Consider the following 21,285-nt stretch of genomic DNA (forward strand, 5'->3'; position numbering starts at 1 on the left):
ACCGAAGAGTGGATTCCAACTACAGGAGACAAGCATGTATCTCGGCATCGACATTGGCACATCCGGCGTCAAGGCGCTCCTCATGGACGAGGATCAGCACATCGTGGGTACCGCGGCATCAAGGCCTCTTCTGTGTTCGCGACCTCAGCGCGGCTGGTCTGAGCAGGATCCCGCGATGTGGTGGGACGCAGTCTGCGAAGCAGTGGACCAGTTCGCCGACAGTCACGCCAGTGCACTGTCGGCGGTCTCCGGCATCGGTCTGTCGGGACACATGTACGGCGCCACTGTGCTCGACGAGCACGATCGCCCGTTGCGTCCCGGCATCCTGTGGAACGACACGCGCTCGTCGGCGGAGTGCCTGGACATGGAGCGGCGTGAGCCGCGGCTGCGAAGCATCGCGGGACGACGCGCCACACCGGGCGTGACCGCGCCCAAGCTCTCGTGGCTGTCGCGCCATGAGCCAGAGATATTCAGCCAAATCCGCAGCGTGCTGCTGCCCAAGGACTATGTGCGTATGTTGATGACCGGCGAGAAGGTCTCAGACATGGCAGACGCGTCGGGGTCACTCTGGCTCGATCTGGCGCGCCGCGATTGGTCGGACAGCCTGCTGGATGCGACCGGGCTCGATCGCCGCCACATGCCGCGGCTGGTCGAAGGGACAGCCGTCAGCGGGCAACTTCGCCAGGACGTCGCAGCGCGCTGGGGAATGCAACGCCGGCCAGTGGTCGCAGGTGGCGGTGGCGACAACGCCTGCGGCGCTTGCGGTACCGGTGCGATTCATGCGGGCAACGGAAACATCTCGCTGGGTACTTCGGGCGTGCTGTTCGTAGTGACCGACGAACCGAAGTTCAGCAACGAAACCGACGTCGAATCACTATGCCATTCGGTGCCCGGACGGTGGGCGCAGATGTCGGTGATCCTGTCAGCGACCTCCTGTCTGAACTGGCTGGCTGGCGTGCTCAAGCGGCCGGCGATGGAGATCGTCGCCAGTCTTGGCTGCACGCGACTGCCGGCGACCCGACTGCAGTTCCTGCCTTTCCTCGATGGCTGCTGGTCGCCGCACAACGACGCCGAAGTGCGCGGCGCCATCGTCGGTATCGACCACCGCTGCGACGACGCTGCGCTCACGCAAGCTGTTATGCAGGGCGTGGCTTTCGCCATGATGCAGGCGGCCGCCGGCTTCCGAGAGAACGGTGCCAGTTTCGGCCAACTGCTCGCGCTGGGCGGTGGCTCCCGCTCTACTGTCTGGCTCTCGATGCTGGCCGACACACTCGGCGTCGAACTCGCGGTGCCGGCATCGAGTGAGCTCGGCGCGGCCTTCGGCGCCGCTCGCCTCGGGATGATCGCAGCCAGCGGCGCCGATCCGGCCTCGGTGCTCCTGCGACCCGTCATCGACCGGGTGATCGCGCCCGACCCGAACCTTGTGCAAGGTTATCGCGAAGCCTTCGAGTGCTGGCGTGAGCTCTACACCCCCGTGCGCATCGCCTGCGTCCACTGAAGCGTTCGATGTGAATTCACGGCACATCGTCGGACATACCCGAACGACGGGCGCGTCCTCGGTCCGTGATCAGAGCCCATGCATGCGCATGGATTTACACCCAGAAAGACAGGAGACAGGAATGGCCAAGGAAAATGAAACAGGTTCAGGAATCAGTCGTCGTACGTTGCTCGGTTCTGCGACCGCGCTGATGGTGTCGCAGGCGCTGATGGCGCGCAGCGCCATGGCCGCCAGCGAGGCGAAAAACTACAAGTTCGCAGCCGCGCTCGGATGGACTGCCTACGACTCCGGTCGTCATCTGCAGGAAGGCTTCAAGGCCGCGGTCAAGGAGCTCGGCGGCAACCTCTCGATGACCGACGCGGGCTTCGATGCCAAGAAACAGTCGGACCAGATCGACTCGCTGATCTCGTCCAGGCCCGACGTGCTCTTCATCACTCCGGCCGACGCCGTGGCCATCGCGCCTGCTGTGCAGCGCGCGATCAAGGCCGGCATCCCCGTTTTCACCGCAGACAGCATGGTTCCTGGCGCCGACGTCAAGACCACCACGATGTCCAACAACTTCGGCATGGGCTTCTTCAGCGCTGACTTCATCGCCAAGCAGCTCAAAGGCAAGGGGCGTATTGCCCGGGTCATGCTGCCGCAGAATGAAAGCTGGGACCAGCGCACGCTCGGCATGGAATGGGCGTTGCGCGCCTACCCCGACATCAAGGTGGTCGCCGACTGGGCCTTCGCGCTGGCCGGCAATGTGACGCCGCGCCAAGCAGTCGACAACATCCTGACCGCGAACGGCAATCTCGACGCGATCTGGTGCGCCTGGGACGGGGCTGCCGTCGAAGGCACGCTGGCCGCGCGCGCGGCCGAACGGCCCAATCTGATACTCACCGGTATCGACGGCGGCTCGCAGGCGTTCAACTACATCGCGGGCAACTCGCAGCTCAAGCTGTCGATGGCCCAGAGCTTCTACGAGATGGCCTATCTGAGCGTGTTCTACGCACACCAGTTCAAGGCCGGCAAGAAGACGCCGCGCACCGTCATCACGCCGACTTACGCGGTGACGCAACCAATGTTGGCCAAGGCGATACCGGACGACTACGACGTACCTGGTCGCGCGGCGCAACTCGGATGGACGCGCGCTGTCTGATCCGCCGCAAAACCCATCCAGCGTTCACCAGAGGTAATCGATGACCAGTCCCGCATTGCGAACCACCGGGCTCACGAAGCGCTTTGGCAAAGTCGTCGTCCTGGACGGCGTTGACTTCACCCTGGAGCGCGGAGAGATCCACGCGCTGCTGGGCGTAAACGGTGCCGGAAAGTCGACCTTCATCAAGATGCTCTCGGGCGTCATCCAAAAAGACGGCGGCGAGATTGAAGTCGACGGGCGACGCGTGGAGATCTACAGCCCGCGCGATGCGATGAACTGCGGCATCGTCGCCGTGCAGCAGCATCCCGAGCTGGTTATGAACCTGGACGGCTACCAAAACATCTTCCTCGGGCGGGAGGGGGCCGGCAGTGGCCTTCTGCGACATATCGACGAACGCTCGCTACGCCAGCGCGGTGATGCATTGATCGCACGCTTTCCAATGGAGATCGACCTGGGTCGAACCGTAGGATCGCTGTCGGCCGTCGAGCGCGAGATCGTCGCCGTACTGCAGGCGCTGGCCAGCGACGGCATCCGGGTGATGATCCTTGATGAGCCGACTTCCACGCTGACCGAGGTCGAGAAGCGCGCGGTGTTTCGCATGATGACGACGCTGCGCGACGCCGGCATCTCGATCATCTACATCACTCACAGGCTGGAGGAAGTGGCCGAGATTGCCGATCGCTTCACCATCTTTCGCGGCGGGCGCCGCGTGGCAACGCTAGGTGGTGGCGATCTGCAGCGCAGCAGCCACTCGCTGGCCGAATTGATGCTTGGCGAGGGCCTCGGCCACTTGTATCCCTCCAAGCCTGCGCGACCTCCGGAGGGGCCGGTGGCATTCGAGGTGCGGCGCCTGCGCCAGCCGGAGGTGTTCGACGACATCAACTTCGAAGTGCGCCACGGCGAGATCCTCGGCGTGTTCGGCCTGGTCGGCTCCGGGCTGGACGAACTCTCCAAGCGGTTGTTCGGTGCGCTGCAGGGCCCCTCGGGCAGCGTGTTGGTGAATGATGTGGAGGTCTCGCTGCCAAACCCCTCGACGGCACTCAGGCACGGCATCTTCTTGGTGCCAGGCGACCGCCGTCAGGAGGGCCTGACGCTCAGCCGCGGTGCCGGTTTCAATATCCCGATGGCCAATCTTGGCCGCGCATCGGGCCTGCTGGGGCTGCTGCGCCGTCGCCGCAACAATGCGCGCGCACAGGCGCTGGCCGCCCAGGTCGCACTGACACCGCCGGTGCTGGACCGGCCAGTCGCAAGTTTCAGCGGTGGCAACCAGCAGAAGGTCGTGATCGCCAAAGGCATGTTCACCGAAGCGCGGGTCTACATCTTCGTCGAGCCCACAGTGGGCGTGGACATTGGCGCGCGTGCCCGGCTCTATCAATTGATGCGCGAGCTTGCGCAGAAGGCGGCGGTGGTGGTGATGTCGAGCGACTGCGACGAGGTGCACGGTGTGGCCGACCGCCACGTCGCGCTTTACAAGGGCCGACAGATCGGCTCGCCGGTGCCGCTCACGCGCAATCAGCTTATGACGGCAGGAATCATGGGGAAACTGCAATGAACTTCTCGACATCCGGGCGCGTCGTCGCTGCTCTGCGGCTGGTGGGGGTCGCGCTGATTGTGACGGCCATCGTCGTGACCTTCAGCATCATCGAACCGCGCTATGCGTCGTATGCCAACTTCTCGGCGATCACCCGCCATATGGCGGCCAACGGTTTGGCCGCGTTAGGTCTGACCTTCGTGGTGGTCGTGCGACGCTTCGATCTTTCGTTCCCGGGCATCGCCACCTTCTCCGCGGTGACCATGGGATTTGCGATCGCGGCAGGCCTGCCGCTGTGGCTTGCGGTGGCGGCCGGGATGCTCGCGGGCGTGCCGATCGGCCTGCTGAACGGCTGGGCAGTGGGCTTCAGGCGGTTGCCTGACATCGTCGTGACTATCGGCTCGGGCTCCATCGCAGCCGGCATGGCCTTCTTCTACACCGGCGGCCAGACCATCTTCGCCAATTTCATGCAGTCGGGAATCCTGGACCTCAACGACATGAAGTTCATGAAGCTCAACGTGCTGGTTTACCTGATGCTCTTCGCCTACCTGCTGGCGGGCATCGTGCTGCATCGAACGCGGGCCGGCATCGGCTTCTATGCCACCGGCGAGAACCCGGTGTCGGCCTTCTTCTCGGGCATCCGTACGCAGGTCTACGTGCTGGCGGCCTTCGGGATCTCGGCGGCCACCTCGGTCTTGGCCGTCCTGCTGCTGATCGCGAGTTCGGGCAACGCCAGCACCAATCACGGCGCCACGCTGCTCATGCCGGCCTATGCAAGCGTGTTCCTCGGCGCGGCGCTGATGGGCGGCGCGTCGATCCCGGCGACCTTCGTCGGAACGTTGGTGATTACTGTCTTGCTGGACGGATTCTCGCTGCTGGGGGTGCCGTTCTACTACAGCGACGGCGTGGTCAGCGCGATCCTGCTGGCTGGCGTGATCGCTTTCGACGAACGGCTTCGTAGCCGCCTCGCAGGGCTGTTGTCCTGGATCTCGGGAGCCCGCAGCATGGAGGCCAAGGCATGAACACCGTGGTCCTCTCGCATCGTGTCGTACCGTCTCGCATGTCGTTTCGCTGGGCCGGCCGCTGGTGGCTTGGGTTCCTGCTGATCGCCACGGTCGCAGCCTTCGCAATCGCTCGCCCACAGATGCTGGACGCAGGCAACGTGGCCACCGTGCTGCGCAGCGCCGGGCTGATGGCCTTCATGGTGCTGGGCCTCACTTGGGTGAATGCCGCGGGCAAGCTCGACGTCAGCTTCATGCAGGTGGCAGCCCTGGCCAACATGACCGTCGCCTGGTTGGTCGATGCCGGCTCAGGCTGGCTCGTCGCCGGGCTGGCCGGGCTGGCGGTCGGCGTGGGTGTCGGCGCGCTCAACGGGCTGCTGGTGGGCGTGCTGCGGCTTTCGCCGCTTATCACCACCATTGCCACCGGTGGCGTTTGCGCCTCTGCGGCTGCGGCGATCGGCCACGGGACCTCGATCCGTGTGGCCGATCCCGGCCCGCTAGGCGCCCTCTTGGATATCTCATTCGGGCCGCTGCCGCTGATTGCCATCGTGGCCATCACGGTCTACGCGATCGCCTGGTGGTGCCAGGAAAGGCTCACCATGGGGCGCTACGTCTATGCGTTGGCCGAGAACGAGGCCGCGGTGCTGGAGGCCGGCGTGCCGACATCGCGACTGGTCGTCTTGCTGTACATCCTGACCGGGCTGTTCGCCGCGGTGGCAGGCGTCCTGCTGGTACCGAGCCTGTCCTCGGGCCAACCCATGATCGGGAACTCGTACTTCATCGACGGACTGACGGCTGTGCTCGTGGGCGCCATGATGATCCGCATCGGCCAGCCGAACGTCATTGGCTCTGCCACCGGCGTGTTGCTGCTCGCCACGCTCGTCAGCGGCGGCGCGCTGATGGGCTGGCCCGACTTCCAGCGCGACATCCTCAAGGGTGCGCTGCTGATCCTGGGTGTTGCCTTCTCCGTCTGGATGGCGCGGCGCACCTCATTTTCCTCCGCAACTCTCGAAAAAAGGATTTGACATGAAACACGTTGGCGACCTGCTTGCCAAGCTGCTGATGGAGTACGACGTCGAGTACGTCTTCGGCATGCCCGGTGGCCAGACCACGGCACTGCACCAGGGTATCGACCGGCTGGCGCCACGCATCGAGCACATCCTGGTGCGCGATGAGCGCAGTGCTCCCTACGCCGCCGACGCCTATGCGCGTCTGACTGGAAAGCCTGGTGTTTGCGATGTGACGGTGGGCCCGGGGGCCACCAAGCTGACGGATGGGATCGTCGAGGCCTTCAATGCCTCTATTCCCATGATTTGCATCGTCGGCGAGCTGCCGCTCGACTGGGTGACGCTGCGCCACAAGGGAGTGGCCTCTCAGGGCTTCGACCAGCAGGCCTTCTTCCAGAGCATCGCGAAGGCGGTGTTCATGGTGCCCAGCGTGACGGCGCTTCCTGACGTCGTGCGCTCGGCATTCCGTCTCGCGACCTCGCCGCGGCCCGGCCCGGTGGTCATCATCGTGCCTCACGACATCATGGACGCACCATGGGAAGACGCGCCGGTGCAGATCGATGAGCGTTGCAAGCAGGCGCCGTCGATGCGCAGTCGGCCCGAGGAGATGGACCTGCGCAAGGCGGCCGAGCTGATCTCGCGTGCCAAGCGGCCCGCGCTGATTGCCGGTGGGGGCGTGCACGCATCGGACGCCGCCTTGCTTCTCACCGAGTTCTGCGATCGGGTGCAACCACTGCACGTGTCCAGCCTGTCGGGCAAGGGCTCTGTGCCCGAGACGCGACCATACGCGGCCGGCGTGCTCAACCCGCTGGGCTCGGCCGCTGCGATCCAACTTGTGAAGGAGGCCGACCTGCTCATCTGGTGCGGGAGCAAGGCGAGCCAGAACACAGCGATGAACTGGACGTTGCCGCTCGCCGGGCAGGCCAACATCACCATCGATGCCGATGCCACCGAGCATGGCCGAACCTTCCAGCCGACCGTAGCACTGTGCGGCGACATCCGCGCCACGCTGGCCGTGCTCAACGAACTGGTGACCGCTGCGCCGCAGCGCGCTTGGTTGGAGCGCATCGCGAACGTGAAGGCCGACGTTCAGGCCGGGCTCGACGCGGACAAGGCCAATCGCCAGATGCCGATCGTTCCGCCGCTGGTGATGGATGGCATCGCGCGCCGACTCGGTCAGGACGACGTTGTCATCAGCGATGCAAGTTTCTCGGCCGGCTGGATCGCACAGTACATCCCCGCTACGCGCAGCGGCCGGCAGTTCATCTACGCGCGCGGCCAAGGGGGCCTCGGCTACGCGTCGCCGGCGGCCATCGGCGCGGCGGCCGTGCTGCGCAAGCAGGGCGGTCGCGTCGTGACCCTGGCTGGCGATGGAGGCCACGCGTTCGCCGTCGGCGAGCTTGCGACGTTGGCGCAGAACCGCATGAGGGTCGTCAACGTGGTCATCAACAACGGCACTCTGGGCTGGCTGCAGATGTGGCAGGAAGTATTTTTCAAGGACCTGCGCAAGTCGGTCGACTTGGCAGTAGGCGACAAACCCGACTTTGCCGCAGCTGGCACAGCCATGGGACTTCTGGGCCTCAAGGTGCATTCGCCCGACCAACTCGACGCAGCGCTTGACGAGGCTTTCAGCTACGACGGGCCAAGCCTGGTCGAAGTGATGATCGATCCGCGCGCCACGCCAATCCACAGCTTCCGCAGGCGGCAGGCTGACAAGTCGCCCAAACCGCCGGTTCGGCCAGGCACGGTGTATGAATTGCGCGACTGGAAGCTTGCGGTCGACCTGCCCTGAGTTTCCCATGACCCGGCTTTCTTCTATTGAAGGACCGGGTCTCCCCAGCGATCTTAGTGACCTCGCACGAAGGCCTTGCAGACCGCCTGCCATGGTGCAAAGCTCAAAGGCAGCAGGCGCCATGCGCAGCCGGTGCGCAGGACATGGCAACAGGCATTGATCAAGTGCCGGCGGTCGTAGCGCGCCGGGGCACCACGACCACCTTCCAGATGGAGATCGGACCCATGAACAAGCGTTACACCGAGGAACAGATCATTGGCTTCCTGCGCGAGGTACGGCTGGAAGGCCAGGTTCGGTGGCATGAACGTCTCGGACGCACAGCGCCTGAAGGCGCTCGAGGCTGAGAACGACGAAGCCATGCCTACCCGCCAGTCGCGGACATGTGGCGGATCAGCTTGACCGGCAAGACACGTCCTTGAAGCGAGAAGTCGTGCCCCTTGGGCTTTTGCTCCACGGCTTGGCTGATGGCCGCATGCACGTGCGCCTCGCTCATCGAACTGCGCAGCAGCTTTCTGAGATCGACGCCGTTCTCATGCCCGAGGCAGGTGTAGAGAGTGCCGTCAGCCGTCACGCGGACGCGATTGCAGTCACCGCAGAAGTGCGCGGTGAGCGGCGTGATGAAGCCGACGAGCCCGCCCGTTTGCTCGACCCTTGCGTAGCGCGCCGGGCCGCCGCTGCGATCCGTCAGGTCGCTCAGAGTCCAGCGCCTGCTGATCTCACGGCGAAGCGCGTCCAGGCCCAGGAACTGTTCCGTGCGATCGCAACCGGTCTCGCCCAAGGGCATGGTTTCAATAAGGCTCAGGGCCATGCCGCGACCGTGTGCGAACTTGATCAGCTCGTGGATTTCCAGGTCGGTGACGCCGCGCAAGGCCACGGCATTGAGTTTGACGGCCATGCCGGCGTCCTGTGCCGCCTCGATGCCGTCCAGCACCTTTTGCAGCGCGCCGCCGCGCGTGATCTGCGCAAAGCGTCGCGGATCCAGAGTGTCGAGCGAAACGTTCACCCGTCGCACGCCTGCTGCCGCGAGGTCCTGCGCGAAGTGCGCCAGCCGCAAGCCGTTGGTCGTCAGTGTCAGCTCGTCCAGGGAGCCATCCTTCAAGCAGCCGGACAGTGACCGGAACAGCTCGATGACCCCCTTGCGCACCAGGGGCTCGCCGCCGGTAATGCGCAGCTTTCTGACGCCACGCGCGATGAACAGGCGTGCGACCCGGTCTAGCTCCTCCATCGAGAGCAGCTCCGGGCTGGAATGAAATTGCATGTCCTCCGACATGCAGTAGACGCAGCGCAGGTTGCAGCGGTCGGTCACGGATAGGCGCAGGTAGCTGATCTGCCGGCCGAAGCTATCGGCCAACGGCGCCGCAGATGGCACCGACGCAGTTCGGTGCAGATCGATCAGCATGGAAGCTCTTCGCGCGCCGCCGCGTAGAGATGCTCGAGCGACACGAATTTTTCCCTGGGCTTGCCGAGCTTGGCGCCGCGTTCTATCTCGGCGGCGTTGATGCGCGACCAGTCCTGGAAGTCGAAATATCTCCCGGCGTGGTGTGTGGACCCGATGCCACTGAGGGAGATTTCGGCCGCGAGCGCCCGATGCGCCAGTGCAGGCAGGTCGGCCAGCACCGCCTCCGCGGTCTCGTAGCTGCAGGCGCGGTTGGTGCCGATGGTGCCCTGGGGCCCGCGCTTGCTCCAGCCGCATACGTAGAGACCGCTCATCAGCTTGCCGCCGTCGACGACGCGGCCGTGGAGATTGGTGTGCGTGCCCCGGCCTGCGTCGTAGGGCACGCCCTCGATCGAGCAGGACCGGCGTCCGATGCTGGAGAACACCAGGCCGCATTCGATGCCGACCGACTCCGGACCCGCGGCCCAGCCACGCGGTCTGCCGAAACGAATACGTTCGATCGACGCGGCGCCTTCGATGTCTTGCGGCTCCAGGTGAAAACGGAAGACGCAGCGTTTGTCCTTGGCAGCGCGAACGCCTGCCAGGCGCTCAAGGATCGCGATGGCCGCCGCCTTCTCCGCATCCGTTCCGCCGGGCACCGCGAAGCTTCCAGCGCGGATGTCGGCGGTGTCCACCAGCGCCTCACATGAAGGCAACTCGGTGATCTCGTGCAGCTCCTTGGGCGAAAAGCGGGTATCGGCAGGACCACGGCGCCCGACGATATGCACTTCGCGAACGCGGCTGTGGGTTAAGGCCTCCAGTGCGTGGGCCGCGATGTCGGTGCGGCGCAGCTCGTCCACGCTCTTGAGCAGGATGCGCGCGATGTCCAGCGAGACGTTGCCTTGGCCGACGATCACCGCTCGTTCTCCGGACAGGTCGAAGTGACAGTCCTGCTGGTCCGGATGGCCGTTGTACCAACCGACGAAATCGCTGGCCAGATGACTGCCAGGCAGGTCTTCGCCTGGGATGCCCATGTGCCGGCCGAGCGGTGCGCCCGTGGCCAGGATGACCGCGTGGTAGCTCGCGAGCATGTCTTGGACCGACACGTCCGGGCCAATTTCGAGACCGCCGACGAATCGAAAGCCGGGCCTTGCCGCAATGCGGTCAAAGACGGCGGTCACCTGCTTCAACTTGGGGTGATCGGGGGCTACGCCGTAGCGCACGAGGCCGTAGGGCACGGGAAGGCGCTCCAGCATGTCCACGCGCATCGGCAGCGCCGAGTTCAGGAGACGCTCGGCGGCGTAGAAGCCGCTGGGTCCCGCGCCCACGATGGCCACCCTGAAAGGTGATGTGGCGGCATCACTCATAGCCCCAACTCCATTCGTCGCGCTTCAGCGGTGGGCAACGGCGGCAGGCGTTCGGCGATCACTGGCGTCTCGGTTGAACGAAGCCTGTTGATTTCGATCCACTGCGTTTTGTCTTCAGGAAGAAGGAATGAAGCCTGGATGGCGCCCACGGGGCATGCGGTGGCGCAGCCGCCGCAGTCGATGCAGTTCTCCGGATCGATGTAGGTCATCCGCTCGTCGATGTGGAAGCAGGTGACAGGGCAGACGGTGACGCATTCGGTATAGCGGCATCCGGTGCAGAGGTCGGTGACAACGTAGGCCATGTGCGTGAAAGAAGAAAAAATGGGGAGAGATGCCCGCTCAGAGCGCGACGACCTGCACCAGCGCATCGGAGAAGGTCGGCGCGCGGCCCAGGTCGGCGAAGGCCAGCGGCGTGAGCGCGTGCACCGTAGCGCCAGCGCGGTTCGAGCGGTGCCAATAGCCCGAGGGCGCCATCACCAAACCCGGCGAGACGTCGGCCGAGAGCGTGGCCTTGGCCTCGAAGGCCCCCCGATCGTTGAAGACGCGGATCGGCGTTCCAGCGGTGATGCCGCGGGCACTCGCGTCATCGGGATGCAGCACCACCATCTGTTCCTCTCCGGCCTGCTTGCGCTGAGCCGGCAGATTGCCATAGTTGGAATTGAGGAAGGCATGGCTCTTGGGCGAGATCAGGCTCAGCGGATAGCGCTGCGCCAGCGCGGCTGCAGTTGCAGGGCTTTCGTTCGGTGCGATGTAGTGCGGCAGCGGATCCACCGGTTCACCCGACTGTTGGCCGCCGAAGCCCTGTCTGAAGAGCGGCGCCACGAAGTTTCCGCCCTCTGCCATCGACGACTTGAATTCGCACTTGCCGGACGGCGTCGGAAAGTTCCCTTCACGATGCGGCGCCCAGTCGTCGGAAGCAGGCATGTTCAGGCGCATGAAGCCCTTGCGCCTCAGTTCCTCCAACGTGATGCCCTCGAGAGCCGGGCTGCCCCAGTCCATGGACGCCTCGATCATCTCGTCGTCTGTGCGATGGAAGAAGGGGTCGTCGATGCCCATCGCCTTGGCCAGGCGCCTGAAGAGCTCGGTGTTGGACACCGCCTCGCCCAACGGGTCGATGGCCGGGTTGTTGTACGAGAGATAGAGATGGCCCCAGGAGAACATGATGTCCTTCTGCTCTAGCTGCGTCGTGGCCGGCAGCAAGATGTCCGCGTAGCGCGCGGTGTCGGTCATGAAGTGCTCGCTGACCACCGTGAAGAGGTCCTCGCGCGCGAGGCCTCGTTCTATCTTGTCCTGGTCGCTGACCATGGCCATCGGGTTGGCGTTGTAGACGAACATCGAGCGAATCGGCGGATCGAGTGGTATGTCGCCCGTGAGCGCCGGGCCCAGGCGCCATGAGTTGATCACCCGCATCGATTCGGGCTGAAGATCCGGACGCATCAATCCCGGCCAGTTGACCGGAAAGGCCCAGATCGGCAGCTGGAGCAAGCCGCCGCCCACATGCTTCCATGCGCCGATGAGCGCGGGCAGGCAGGCGATGGCACGCACCGTCTGCCCGCCGCCTGCATGGCGCTCCACCGCGACTCCGATGCGCACGACTGCAGGGGGAGTCGCAGCGTATTCGCGGGTCAGCTTGAAGATGTCCTCCACGGGAATGCCGGTCTGCTCTGCGGCGAATTCTGGCGTGTACGTCTTCACGCGCTCGGCCAATTCATCGAAGCCCAGCGTGTACTGGTCGATGTAGTCGCGATCGATCAAGCCTTCCTTGATGAGGATGTGCGCCATCGCCAGGGCCAGCGCACCGTCAGTGCCCGGACGGATGGGAATGTGCCAATCCGCCAGCCGCGCGGTGCGCGTGCGCACCGGATCGATCACCACCAACTTGGCGCCGTTCTTGCGCGCCTGCTCGATGAAGGGCCAGTGGTGCGAGTTCGTGCTCAGCGTATTGCAGGCCCACAGTACGATGTACTTCGAATGCACGAAGCTCTCGGGGTCTGCGCCCGGCGTGTGCCCAATGGTCATCATGTAGGCAGTGCACGAGCCCGAGTCGCAGAAGGTGCGCTCACACACCGTGGCACCCAGCTTGTTGAACAGGGGGTCACCCACGTTCAGGCCGTTGAGGATGCCCTGGGTTCCCAGGTAGCTGTAGGGCAGGATGGACTGCGGGCCATCCGTGGCAATGAGTGCCTTCCAGCGGCTGGCGATCTCGGCCAGTGCCTCGTCCCACGAGATCCGCTCGAACTTGCCACTGCCCTTGGGTCCGCTGCGTCGCATCGGGTAGAGCAGTCGCTGCTCGCTATAGGTCCGGTCCTGGTAGTTGTTGACTTTCACGCAGAGGCGCCCCCGCGTGAAAGGGTGATCCGGATTACCGCGTACCGCAATGGCCTTGCCATCTTCGACAGTGGTCAGGATCGAGCAGGTATCGGGGCAATCGTGGGGGCAGGCGCCCACGACAACGTGTCGGGCCATAACGTGTCCTTTCTCTCGGTGCTTTGATGCGATTGGCGTTCGCAGCAAGTCTGGCGAGCAAGGGGCCCTGGTGCCTTATCCGATTGCGACCTTTACTTTTCCTGGTGTGCGAATGATGATTCGGCACGCTTCTTGCGCCAGCCACCTGCAATCAACCTCTTGAGTCGGCCTCGCACCATGTTCGCGCATTCGTTGGACAAGTACGTCAACAGCACGATGCGCCAGACCTCCAACGCGCAGGGCTGGTCGAACATCTTGGCTGAGCGCTGGAGTCATTCAGCAGGCGAGCTTCCGAGACTGGTGCCACGCGACACCGAGGTGGCCATCCAGTTGAGCGGCCGGTCACTTGTCGATCGTGCGGGCGGTGGCCGGCGCGAGCACACCCATGGCCATCGCGGCACTATTTGGCTTTGCCCCGCAGGCGTCGAGGAGGAGTACATCAATGTGGCTGAGCCCATAGGCGACTGCTTGCATTTGTTCCTGCCCGGCCGGCCGTTCTCCGAGATGGTGCAGCGTGAGTTCGACATCGATCCGGCGCGCGCCGGCCTACGCTACCAGGCGATTGATCACGATCCCTTCGTGAGCATGATCGCGGACCAGATCGTGGGTGAACTGTCCAACGAGACGGGCGTAGGGCGGATGTTCGTCGAGAGCCTCTCGGTGGCGCTCAGCGCCCACCTTTTGAAGAACTATTCGGAGCTGGGGCTGGTCCGGCCGCTGGCGGACAGGACGACCAAGCCGTTGGACAGCCGGCGTCTGTCGCGTGTGGTCGACTTCATTGACGGCAATCTCGACCAGGACTTCACCGTGCTCGATCTCGCAGGCATTGCCTGCATGAGCGTGGGCCACTTCACGCGCAGCTTCAGGACGGCAACGGGGCGGGCGCCACATGCCTTCGTAGCCGAGCGGCGGCTCATGATGGCGAAGCGCCGTCTGCGCGAAGAAAGCTGCTCGATCGAGGAGATCGCGTTTTCGGCGGGCTTCTCGTCACTGGCCAACTTTTCCAAGGCCTTCCGTCATTCGACCGGCTTGTCGCCCAGCCAGTTCAGGGCCCGCTCCTGAACACGCAGCGCGCAGAGGTGACTCGAGACTGCCTTGCATCTCTTTCGCAATTCCGGAAATAGAAGCAACTGCTTGACGGTGAACGGGGTGAAGCGATGTAGCCCGGACTGGAGTGAACTGAAATCTGTTCGGCCGCATCATGGAAGCGTGGGCAAGCGCCGAATGCACGGAGTGCACCGCCGACAGCAAGGCATGGCTTGCCGACTCCCGACACAGCCCCGGGCCAGTGCCACGGAATCTATGCAAAATCAGTCGTCGCGAAATCGTTGACGACGTGCACGCCGTCGTCGTCGCGGCGCACCACGCCGCGCAGCTCGAAGTCGCGCATGGTCTTGTTGACCACCTCGCGCGAAAGACCCGAGTAGGACGCGATCACCGATTGCGTGATGCGCTTGTCATAGCCTTGCTCGCCTGCAGGCGCGAGCCGCGTGAGCTGCTGCAGCACGCGAAGCACCGAGTCTTCGGCCGTGTGCACGGAGATGCGGTGGAACTGGCCTCGCAGCGTGCTCATGCGCTTCATCGCAAGGCCCAGCAAGCCCAGCGCGATCTCGGGATGCCTTGCGCACAGCGCGCGTATCTGGGCGATGGGCACCAAGTAGACCGACGAAGGCAGCGCGGCGATCAGCGTCTGTTTGGAGCGGTAGCTGTCCTCGCGTATCGACAGATCGAAGAAGAAGTCGTTGGGCCCGATGAACTCGGTGGTCATTTCCGTGTCGTGGCGTTGATTCACCGCGACCACCCGCAGCAGGCCGCTCGCGACGCAATAGATCTGGTCGGTTGAATCACCCGCTGCCAACACGGCATCGTTGCGCTTGTAGGAACTCAGACGACTGCATTCGCTGAGCTTGGTGCGCTCCGCCAGCGGGAGACTCGCCATCAGTGGATGTAAGTACATTTTCTTATATTGCACTCGTCTCTGTACCGGCGGAACACACGAACATGGGAGGCGCCCCTCCTGCCAAGCAGAACCCCGCCGTGGTTCCCGGATCGGGCATCCCGTGACGCACCTCATCGCACGATCCGCCCGGGCGCCCTCGCGTGTTCAACGCGAAATCGTGCGGGGGCCGAGACATCACCCTGTTGCTTCAGCTACTTCAACTGCGAATGAACGACTGCGGCAGAGGCCGGCCCAAGAAGGGCATGTCGCAGGCTCCAGATGCACGCAGCGAGTCGAAGCAACTGTTCCACGTTCTGGTCGTGATCCGCGGCCAGGGGATCCTCCTGCCCAATCAGGTCGCAGATGCAGTCCAGCCCCGCTGCGGGAGTGAAGCCCAGACCGGCGCGCGCCATCCCCATCGCCATAGCTAGAACTTCCGTTTTTTCCATGTCGAACTCCGTGAATTCAGAAGGCGCTACCCGCTGAAGTACCGCCTGATCGTCAGGCCTTTATGCCGACGAAGAAATCGCTGTGGTTGCAGGTTTTGTAGGACAGGCCCAACCCAACTGCGTCCACGGGCATGAGCCAAGAAGAAGGTCTTGATATCCGGGACGAAAAAGTCACCGCGTTCCGAATGCTCCCGCCCGATGGCGATGGCATCTGACTTCAGTCCGAAAATTGCGCGAGCAACGCGTTGAACTTCCTTGCGTTCTCGATGAACATGAAGTGCGAGCCCGCCTCCTCGTCATCGAAGATCTCGACCCTCGCACCGGGCACTTGGCTCGCCTCCCACCGCACGCAACTGTGCGGCACCAGACTGCCCTTGCCGCCGATGAACAGCGTCGGCCTGTCGATCCGCGGCAGTACCTCGCGCCAGTCCTGGTGGCAGTGGTTGTAGAGGAGATCGGCCGCCGCGGCACGCGGCATCTTCATGTCGACGATCCATTGAAAGACCTCGGCGGGCATGTCGGCCGTGACCATGGAGCGCAGGAACCCGACGGTGGCCTGCGCGCCGCCCGGTCCGCGAAGCGCGTTGGCCGTCTCGCTCACGCTGTCGGGCGTGAAGATGGGGCCGTAGTCGGCGACTTGCTGGTCGGTCCATTCGGGGTTGCGCGTCAGGCATGTCGCCTGGTCGCAGAACACGTAGCGGGCGATGCGCCCTGCCCCGAAAAGGTCGAAGTGACACCACAGCACCGAGCAGCCCATGGAGTGGCCGAGAATGGTCACGTCCCTCAGGTCGAGCGCGACCAGCACGTTCTGCAGGTCCGCGGCGAGGCGCGCGATGCGGTAGCCGCGCCCGGGCTTGTCAGAGTCGCCGTGGCCACGATGGTCGAAGGCGATCACGCGGTATTGGGCCGACAGGCCTTCCAGTTGGTACCTGTACTGCTCGGCCGTTTGCGACCAGCCCGGCAGGAGCACGATGGTGGGCCCAGTGCCGGCTTCCAGATAGCTCAGTTTGACGTCACCGTCCGCAGCGACGGTCTTGCGCACGATGCTTGTCCTTGTCTCCATATTTTCTTTCTCCTTGGGTTGATGATGCTGGGAACTTCAGAGGAATCCGATGGACAGCCACCAAATGGCCGCCACCCCAAAGCCGACCAACAGGGCCAGTCTGGGCCTGATGCGTGCATCGGGCCAAACGCATCCGATGGTGCTGGCCGCGTCGTAACCCACGCCTACGCACGATGGCCGGCATGCCCTCGAGCACCGAGCCCGGCACCACGAAGGCGGCGAGCGACACGCCGAATTGCCGGTACAGCGCCACCACCGCACCCAGCATCGTGAGCTTGCCGAAGCGTGTACGGCCCCAGCCGATGATGGACTGCAGCTTCGTCGTCGTCGGTTCCTTGGAGGTCCGGGCGGTGTGGGCAGTGCCGGCTCATGCCGTCGCTTTGGCGGCCTCGGCCTTGCGTCGGCGCAAGGTCGGCAGGCCCACGCCCGCCGCATCGAAGCCGCCGTCGACCGCCACGACCTGACCGTTGACGAAGCTCGCTTCCGGGCTGCACAAGAAGCCGACGATGTTGGCCATCTCCTCCGTGGTGCCGTAACGGCCCAGGGGAATCGCGTCGTGGTAGTCGGAGCGGATCGCAACACTGTGCACGAGCGTGGCCATGTCGGTTTCGACCGGTCCCGGCGCGATGACGTTCACGCGCACGCCGGCATCGCCGAGCTCGACGGCGTGCTGTTTGGTCATGTGGATGAGCGCAGCCTTGCTGGTGCCATAGGCCACGCGCAGCGTGCTGGCGCGAAGCCCGGAGATCGACGCAACATTGACGATGGCGCCGCCGTCGTTGCCGGCCATCACGGCGCCGAACGCCTGGGTGCAGAGAAAAGCCCCGTCGAGGTTGGTGGCCATCACCTTGCGCCATTCCTGAAAGGAGGTTTCCAGGGCCGGCTTGAAGACGGCAATGCCGGCATTGTTGACCAGCGCATCCACGCGGCCAAACGCCGCCACGACGGCGCCTACAGCCCGGTCGACCTGTGTCGCGTCGGACACATCGCAATGGATGCCGAGCAGGTCGCCGGAACGATCGATCTCCGCGATCGCGGCGTCGAGCGTCGCGCTGTCGCAGTCGAGCAGGGCGACCTTGTGGCCGTGGCGCAGGAACCATTCGCCGATGGCGCGGCCGATGCCGCGTGCACCTCCGGTGACGACGGCGACGTGAACGGGTGACGTGATGCTCATGATGTGTTGCGTTGATTGAGGGGAAACAAGAAGGGTCGGTCTGCGCGGGCCGGCAGCCATTCGTCGAGCGTCACTTCGAAGGTCACGCGCACGGAGCTGGCACCGGACACGACGGCGCCGCGCGCCAAGGCATTGCGAAATGCCTTGCGCCAGGCAGAACTTTTCTACGCTCTGCGCCAGATCCTCATTGGGGGCGATGCAGCCACAGGCCACGCGACCGATCCAGCCCGTTGCGGCCATCCGGATGCCAGGCATGCTCGACCTGCGGCCGAGGTCGCATGAGCGGCATGCAGGTTTCCTCGTCCTGGCCAATGCGCAGTTCGAAGTCACCGAGCGACGTTGCGAGGACCATGACAAGTTGCGCACCGATGTCTCGATACGCACGGCGCCAAAGGGCTCGGGCTGGACGAGGGTGCGAGGCCGGGGTGGACCCAGCATGCGATCGAGCATCTGTATTGTCTCCTGCCGCTACTTGTTGAAGCTGGCCCCGTCTACGTGCTTGGCGTCCCGGGATGCGCTGCAGTCTAGGCAGGCAGTTCGATCCAGGGAAATTTAGAATCTGGATCCATTGATACAAAGGGCATATCAATGGACATGCGTCACCTGCGTTGTTTTGTCGCCGTCTCCGAGGAATTGCATTTCGGTCGCGCCGCCGAGCGGCTGCACCTCACCCAGCCGCCTGTGAGCTTGGCGATCAAGGAATTGGAAGAAGAACTAGGCGTCACTCTTCTTGAGAGAACCTCCCGGCGCATCACGCTCACCCGCGCCGGTGAGGATGCGTTGCGCGACGCACGCGCCGTGCTGGCCGCCGCGGACACCATGCGCAAGCGTGCCCGAGAGGCTGCGCAGGGTTTGATGGGTTCCGTTTCGCTCGGCTTCATCAGCCTGCCTGCCTATTCGTTCCTGCCCGCCACGCTGCGCAGCTTCACGGAGGACTACCTGCATGTGAATGTCTCTCTCCTGGAAGGCACGACCGACCAGATCATCCGCGACGTCGAGAGCGGCCGGCTCGATATCGGCCTCGTGTTCAGGACGCCGGACCTTCCCTCGGCGCTAGACGCGAGGCTGGTGCATACGGAGCCGCTGCTCGTGGCATTGCCTACGTCGCACAGGCTGGCCGGCTGCACGCGCATCGCGCTGGACAAGCTGTCGAACGAGCGCTTCCTCGGATTCGAGCGTCATCAAGGGCCGATGATGTTCGATGCGATCGTCGCCACCTGCATGCGAAACGGCTTCAGTCCCAGGCTGTTTCCGGCTCGGCAGATGCACACCATCGTGAGCCTCGTGTCCGGCGGCATCGGCGTGGCGCTGGTGCCAGGCAGCGTGCAGGCCCTGCATCGCGAGGGGGTCGTCTACCGGAACATAAAAGGCGGAAATACCGTTGTCGAGACGGTCGCCGTCTGGCGCAAGTCCGACGATGCGCCGCAAGTGAAGGCACTACTGTCGCACCTACCTAAGCGCAGCGGTGCTGCTGCCGCGAAGGGGCCGAAGCCAGCCCACCGCGGCACGTCCTGATCGCTGCTATGCAGGGGCGGCGCCTCTGATGCCATGTCTGCATGCCCCCGGGTCGGGGAGGTTTCCGATGTGTGACGATGACCCCTTCACGTGTATGAATGCAGCCAGCCTCAGGCGGAAATCAAGGGTGCCAAGCCTGTTGAGCAACAACAGGGGCAGCCTCTCTGCCGCTTCCGGCAATGGCGTAGGAGAGTTTCTTGCCCGCCTCGATCACGTCGGGCACGAAGCTTTGAAGAATTGGGCCAGTCAACCGCGAAATCGGCCCCGAAACGCACAGCGCACCCAAGAACTTCCAGTTAACGCCAAACACCGGGGCGGACACGCTGGAAATTTCCGCATCACGCTCGCCTAGCGCAATCCGGTAGCCGTCTCGCCGGATGGTCTCGAAGGGTTCCCCTTGCTCGCCGGTAAAGGCCAAGATCACAAAGCCGGGCCCGCCGATATGCAGCGGCAGCGATGCCCCCATTCGGACATGGTGCCGAACGGCACGCGGCCCTTCGACCCGCACCACGCACGTCCGCTCCTCGCCTTCACGCACATAGAACGTCGCGCTCTCGCCCATCTTGATTGACAGCTCGCGCAGCACCGGCTCGATGACGTCGTGAACGCTGAACGTGGCTTGGTAGCAGGCGCCCAGCCATCCTGAGGCACGTCCCAGGCGCCAGCCTCCGTCGTCTTTCTGAACGAGGTAGTCGTCCATGGCCAGCGTGCGGGCCAGGCGCAACACGGTGGACCGGTGGTAGCCAGTCCTCCGGCTGAGTTCCGCAAGCGACAGGCTCACGTCGCCCACGCCGAACGCTTCCAGCACCTTCATTGCGCGCCGAACAGCGGCAACCCCGTCCGCTCCCGTGGCAGCGTTGTCGATGTCCACCTTCATCGTCCATCCTCTAGTTGTTCCGCACTTCGGAACATGTCGCGTCACGCGGAACTGCATTGTATTGGGCGGAACAGGCACGAACAATTGCGCCATCAAAAGCATGGAGACAACGATGCACCTGATCCAACGCAGCATGGCGCTCGCCGCTGCTTCACTTGCGCTTTCCGCACTTGCGCAGGACTACCCCAACAAGCCCATCCGCATCGTCGTGCCGTTCCCGGCCGGCGGAGGAACGGATGTGATCGCCCGGGACGTTACGAACCAGCTCACGACCGCCTTGGGCTGGACTTTTGTCGTCGAAAACAGGCCGGGATCCGGCGGGAACCTGGGCGTAGACGCTGTCGCCAAGTCGAAAGCCGACGGCTACACGCTGGCCCTTGGCCAGAGCAGCAACCTCGCCGTGAACCCGACCCTGTACAGCAAGATGCCCTACGACGTCATGAAGGACATCGCGCCGGTCGCGTTGGTCGCAAGCGCACCCATCCTGCTCGTCGTTGCAGCCGACTCGCCGTACAAGACGCTCGGCGAGCTCGTGGCCGCTGTGAAGGCGAAGCCCGGCTCACTGAACTTCGCTTCGCCTGGCAATGGGACCGTCACGCACCTCACTGGCGAGCTGTTCCAGCGCCGTGCTGGCGTCAAGTTCACGCACGTTCCCTACAAAGGGGCCTCGCAGGCCGTCACCGACCTGATCGGTGGTCAGGTCCAGCTCTACGGTTCGACCGTACCGACATTGCTGGGGCAAATCCGGAACGGAAGGATCCGCGCATTGGCCATCACGTCCAAGACGCGGTCTGCCGATCTGCCGGACGTGCCGACCGTCGCGGAGTCTGGCTACAAGGACTTCGAGTCGGTGACCTGGTTCGGCTTCGTCGGCCCGGCCGGCATACCCAAGCCAGTGGTGGCCAAACTCAACACCGAAATCAACAAGGCCCTCCAGTCGCCGGAGCTGAAGAAGCGCCTCAACGAGCAGGGTGCCACCGTCCTGGGTGGCTCGGCCGACGAGTTTGCCGAGCTCATCAAGACCGACATCGGCGTCTGGGCGCCCATCATCAAGCAGTCCGGCGCCAAGCTGGACTGACCCGAACCTTTT

General features: G+C 64.3%; 19 protein-coding genes and 2 pseudogenes. 10 read left to right on the forward strand and 11 right to left on the reverse strand.

What is annotated here, in order from left to right:
• Nucleotides 1-34: 34 nt before the first annotated feature.
• The 6 genes from xylB (at nucleotide 35) to AC1VNX_RS24020 (ending at nucleotide 7,970) form a co-directional block, all read left to right on the forward strand.
• A complete protein-coding gene (gene xylB / locus AC1VNX_RS23995) occupies nucleotides 35-1,498 on the forward strand; it encodes a xylulokinase (RefSeq protein ID WP_483160148.1) in 1,464 nt (487 codons plus the stop codon).
• 121 nt (nucleotides 1,499-1,619) lie between these two features.
• Nucleotides 1,620-2,639, forward strand: a complete 1,020-nt coding sequence (locus AC1VNX_RS24000; protein WP_483160149.1) for a sugar ABC transporter substrate-binding protein — start codon at nucleotides 1,620-1,622, stop codon at nucleotides 2,637-2,639.
• A 40-nt stretch (nucleotides 2,640-2,679) separates the two neighbouring features.
• Nucleotides 2,680-4,191, forward strand: a complete 1,512-nt coding sequence (locus AC1VNX_RS24005; RefSeq protein ID WP_483160150.1) for a sugar ABC transporter ATP-binding protein — start codon at nucleotides 2,680-2,682, stop codon at nucleotides 4,189-4,191.
• A complete protein-coding gene (locus AC1VNX_RS24010; RefSeq protein WP_483160151.1) occupies nucleotides 4,188-5,192 on the forward strand; it encodes an ABC transporter permease in 1,005 nt (334 codons plus the stop codon). The genes AC1VNX_RS24005 and AC1VNX_RS24010 overlap by 4 nt, the downstream gene beginning before the upstream one ends.
• A complete protein-coding gene (locus AC1VNX_RS24015) occupies nucleotides 5,189-6,196 on the forward strand; it encodes an ABC transporter permease (protein ID WP_483160152.1) in 1,008 nt (335 codons plus the stop codon). Before AC1VNX_RS24010 ends, AC1VNX_RS24015 begins: the two co-directional genes overlap by 4 nt.
• Nucleotide 6,197: 1 nt before the next feature.
• Nucleotides 6,198-7,970 carry a thiamine pyrophosphate-binding protein gene (locus tag AC1VNX_RS24020; RefSeq protein WP_483160153.1) on the forward strand — a complete coding sequence of 591 codons (1,773 nt, stop codon included), beginning with the start codon at nucleotides 6,198-6,200 and terminating at the stop codon, nucleotides 7,968-7,970.
• 62 nt (nucleotides 7,971-8,032) lie between these two features.
• Here AC1VNX_RS24020 and AC1VNX_RS24025 read toward each other — a convergent pair.
• Nucleotides 8,033-8,176 (reverse strand): annotated as a pseudogene (locus AC1VNX_RS24025) (transposase); the annotation flags it as partial.
• Nucleotides 8,177-8,194: 18 nt separating this feature from the next.
• Here AC1VNX_RS24025 and AC1VNX_RS24030 point away from each other — a divergent pair.
• Nucleotides 8,195-8,318, forward strand: a pseudogene (locus AC1VNX_RS24030) (IS3 family transposase); the annotation flags it as partial.
• 13 nt (nucleotides 8,319-8,331) lie between these two features.
• Here the strand turns inward: AC1VNX_RS24030 and moaA are convergent.
• The 4 genes from moaA to AC1VNX_RS24050 are packed head-to-tail and all read right to left on the reverse strand — an operon-like array spanning nucleotide 8,332 to nucleotide 13,178.
• A complete protein-coding gene (gene moaA, locus AC1VNX_RS24035; protein ID WP_483160154.1) occupies nucleotides 8,332-9,369 on the reverse strand; it encodes a GTP 3',8-cyclase MoaA in 1,038 nt (345 codons plus the stop codon).
• Entirely contained in the window at nucleotides 9,363-10,712 is a 1,350-nt protein-coding gene (locus AC1VNX_RS24040) for an FAD-dependent oxidoreductase (protein WP_483160155.1), read from the reverse strand. Before AC1VNX_RS24040 ends, moaA begins: the two co-directional genes overlap by 7 nt.
• Nucleotides 10,709-11,014, reverse strand: coding sequence for a 4Fe-4S dicluster domain-containing protein (locus AC1VNX_RS24045; RefSeq protein ID WP_483160156.1), 306 nt, complete (start codon nucleotides 11,012-11,014; stop codon nucleotides 10,709-10,711). The genes AC1VNX_RS24040 and AC1VNX_RS24045 overlap by 4 nt, the downstream gene beginning before the upstream one ends.
• Nucleotides 11,015-11,051: 37 nt before the next feature.
• Nucleotides 11,052-13,178, reverse strand: coding sequence for a molybdopterin-containing oxidoreductase family protein (locus tag AC1VNX_RS24050; RefSeq protein WP_483160157.1), 2,127 nt, complete (start codon nucleotides 13,176-13,178; stop codon nucleotides 11,052-11,054).
• Between the two features lie 192 nt (nucleotides 13,179-13,370).
• Here AC1VNX_RS24050 and AC1VNX_RS24055 point away from each other — a divergent pair, with 192 nt between their 5' ends.
• Complete coding sequence (locus AC1VNX_RS24055; protein ID WP_483160158.1) at nucleotides 13,371-14,240, forward strand: helix-turn-helix domain-containing protein; 870 nt, start codon at nucleotides 13,371-13,373, stop codon at nucleotides 14,238-14,240.
• A gap of 238 nt (nucleotides 14,241-14,478) precedes the next feature.
• Here AC1VNX_RS24055 and AC1VNX_RS24060 read toward each other — a convergent pair whose 3' ends face one another.
• The 5 genes from AC1VNX_RS24060 to AC1VNX_RS24080 form a co-directional block, all read right to left on the reverse strand.
• Entirely contained in the window at nucleotides 14,479-15,117 is a 639-nt protein-coding gene (locus tag AC1VNX_RS24060) for a Crp/Fnr family transcriptional regulator (RefSeq protein WP_483160159.1), read from the reverse strand.
• Nucleotides 15,118-15,329: 212 nt separating this feature from the next.
• Entirely contained in the window at nucleotides 15,330-15,566 is a 237-nt protein-coding gene (locus tag AC1VNX_RS24065; protein WP_483160160.1) for a hypothetical protein, read from the reverse strand.
• Between the two features lie 217 nt (nucleotides 15,567-15,783).
• Nucleotides 15,784-16,629, reverse strand: a complete 846-nt coding sequence (locus AC1VNX_RS24070; protein WP_483160161.1) for an alpha/beta fold hydrolase — start codon at nucleotides 16,627-16,629, stop codon at nucleotides 15,784-15,786.
• 367 nt (nucleotides 16,630-16,996) lie between these two features.
• Nucleotides 16,997-17,803: an SDR family NAD(P)-dependent oxidoreductase gene (locus tag AC1VNX_RS24075; RefSeq protein ID WP_483160162.1), complete on the reverse strand. Its 807-nt coding sequence runs from the start codon at nucleotides 17,801-17,803 to the stop codon at nucleotides 16,997-16,999.
• Between the two features lie 184 nt (nucleotides 17,804-17,987).
• Complete coding sequence (locus tag AC1VNX_RS24080; RefSeq protein ID WP_483160163.1) at nucleotides 17,988-18,155, reverse strand: hypothetical protein; 168 nt, start codon at nucleotides 18,153-18,155, stop codon at nucleotides 17,988-17,990.
• Between the two features lie 236 nt (nucleotides 18,156-18,391).
• On the opposite strand from AC1VNX_RS24080, the gene AC1VNX_RS24085 reads away from it, so the two are divergent.
• Nucleotides 18,392-19,318 carry a LysR family transcriptional regulator gene (locus AC1VNX_RS24085; RefSeq protein ID WP_483160164.1) on the forward strand — a complete coding sequence of 309 codons (927 nt, stop codon included), beginning with the start codon at nucleotides 18,392-18,394 and terminating at the stop codon, nucleotides 19,316-19,318.
• 121 nt (nucleotides 19,319-19,439) lie between these two features.
• Here the strand turns inward: AC1VNX_RS24085 and AC1VNX_RS24090 are convergent, their stop codons facing one another.
• On the reverse strand, nucleotides 19,440-20,195 hold the full coding sequence (locus AC1VNX_RS24090) for an IclR family transcriptional regulator (RefSeq protein WP_483160165.1): 756 nt from the start codon (nucleotides 20,193-20,195) through the stop codon (nucleotides 19,440-19,442).
• A 112-nt stretch (nucleotides 20,196-20,307) separates the two neighbouring features.
• Here AC1VNX_RS24090 and AC1VNX_RS24095 point away from each other — a divergent pair, with 112 nt between their 5' ends.
• Entirely contained in the window at nucleotides 20,308-21,273 is a 966-nt protein-coding gene (locus tag AC1VNX_RS24095) for a Bug family tripartite tricarboxylate transporter substrate binding protein (RefSeq protein WP_483160166.1), read from the forward strand.
• Nucleotides 21,274-21,285: the final 12 nt, after the last annotated feature.

The organism is Variovorax sp. TLI9-5A, from assembly GCF_056867935.1.